Annotated in this window: 3 protein-coding genes; all 3 read left to right on the plus strand. The window is 31.9% G+C overall.

Annotated elements, in window-relative coordinates; all coding sequences use genetic code 11:
* The first annotated feature begins 373 nt into the window (after window positions 1-373).
* A complete protein-coding gene (locus ACZQCL_RS09245) occupies window positions 374-769 on the plus strand; it encodes a transposase zinc-binding domain-containing protein (RefSeq protein ID WP_482482974.1) in 396 nt (131 codons plus the stop codon).
* A gap of 152 nt (window positions 770-921) precedes the next feature.
* Window positions 922-1,083: a transposase gene (locus ACZQCL_RS09250; protein ID WP_482482978.1), complete on the plus strand. Its 162-nt coding sequence runs from the start codon at window positions 922-924 to the stop codon at window positions 1,081-1,083.
* A gap of 30 nt (window positions 1,084-1,113) precedes the next feature.
* Entirely contained in the window at window positions 1,114-1,746 is a 633-nt protein-coding gene (locus ACZQCL_RS09255; protein ID WP_482482976.1) for a transposase, read from the plus strand.
* The last annotated feature ends 60 nt before the right edge of the window (window positions 1,747-1,806 follow it).

The raw sequence follows: 1,806 nt of genomic DNA on the forward strand, positions 1-1,806 counted from the left end.
TTCTGAATAAGTAACATCCTTATAGGCACGATCAAAACAGATTTTGAATGCCTTATGAAGCATACAATTATACAGTTCAAGATCCTTTTTAATGATCAATTCTGCATCTGGTTCCAAATCTTTATAATAGATTCTTTGTGTCATTGAAAACACCTTCATAAGACAAGTCCTCCTGTTCTATCTGACTCTATTATACTATATTCAAAACAGGTTTAATAGATAGATTTGTGACTTTCTAATTTATTTTATTTGTATTATTATATCACCAATGTTATTATGTGATATTCATTGAAATTCTCACATGTTCACATTAAATTCACATTGTAACTGTATTTTTATTCAATTTAGAATGGTTTCATTCTATACTTCAATTATGGACACAACTTATCATTCAAACATTTCAGTTGAAACTTTATCACTATTAGATTGTGATGTTCGAAACTTTGATTTCAATCATCCTATTAAAAACATCTTCTTCGATAATATTGAATACATTCGAAAATTAGATGCTTCCGGTAAAGCTCGTCCTTACATTTTAGACAATGTAGAACGTTCTCTTCTTTGCCACACATGTTATCTTGGTTTTGATCAGTTTGAGTGTACGGATTGTGACAACTGGAACATTATTCCACACTCATGTCATTCAAGATTCTGTAATGCCTGTGGTGTTAAATATGCCAAACAGCTTGCAGCCAAAGCCACTTCTTTTTGTCTTGACTGCCCTCATAGACACATTGTATTTACTATTCCTGAAGAACTTAGAAACTAGTTCAGACAGGATCGTACCAGACTCAATCTATTATTTGTTGCAGCTAGAAATACAATATGTATACTAGTGAATAGATCATTATTAAAGAAACTGAAAACGAAACAATTAAGGAATACTCATTATATATTCAAAGATATTCCTGTTCGTAATGAATTTGGCATGATTGCCACTATACATATTTTGGAAGGGACCTTAAATGGAATCCACACATCCATTGTCTTATACCGGAACTTGTATATTCGCAAAAAACAAACAAACTTAAGATGTTCCACCATTTCAATTTTTCTAGGCTTCGAAAAACATTTCAATATTAGCTGATACATCTCATCATTGAATCTGGTGGATTGAGTAAACTAGAAGAAAGAAACAGACTCTATAAAGGACACCCAAAAGGTTTCTATGTCTATGCCAAATCTAAATCAGATAATAATGATTCCAATAATAGTAAAAACATTCAAGGCTGCATAAACTACTTCATTCGCTATGTAGGTAGACCTGCGATGGCTGAAAATAGAATTACAGAATACAATAAAGAATCAAAGACTGTCAGCTGGTTCTACAATGATTACAAGGATGAGAAAAGATATGATGTCACAGATAACGTAATCAACTTTATAAACCACCTTATTATACATATTCCAGACTACCATGTCTTAACCACTCGATATTATGGATTCTATGCCAATGCATCTAAGAAAACATTGGATAAAGTACATGCACTTCTTGGAATCAAAAAGAATAAGAATTATTCTCGTGAAACAAGAACCAAAGCCCTTAAAAACAAACTCAATAAATTTAGATACCGCACTCATTTAATAGATTCTTTTAATAGAGACCCAATCCAATGTAAATGTGGATCTATAATGCAGTATACCTATACCTATAATCCTTTAGAAAACTCAAAGAATGACAGAACATACAGAAAAAGATGTATTGATGAAATGTACAAAATGCGGTTACGAAGAAGAAGTACCTAGATGGTTGATCGATGAATTATTTCCAAATGAACCTGAAGAAAACTATATGATGCACTGCCC

The organism is Holdemanella sp. (assembly GCF_056804935.1).

Excerpts from the sequence above, each read along its gene's own strand:
- ACZQCL_RS09245 (WP_482482974.1), top strand. The coding sequence starts at position 374 with ATGGACACAACTTATCATTCAAACATTTCAGTTGAAACTTTATCACTA.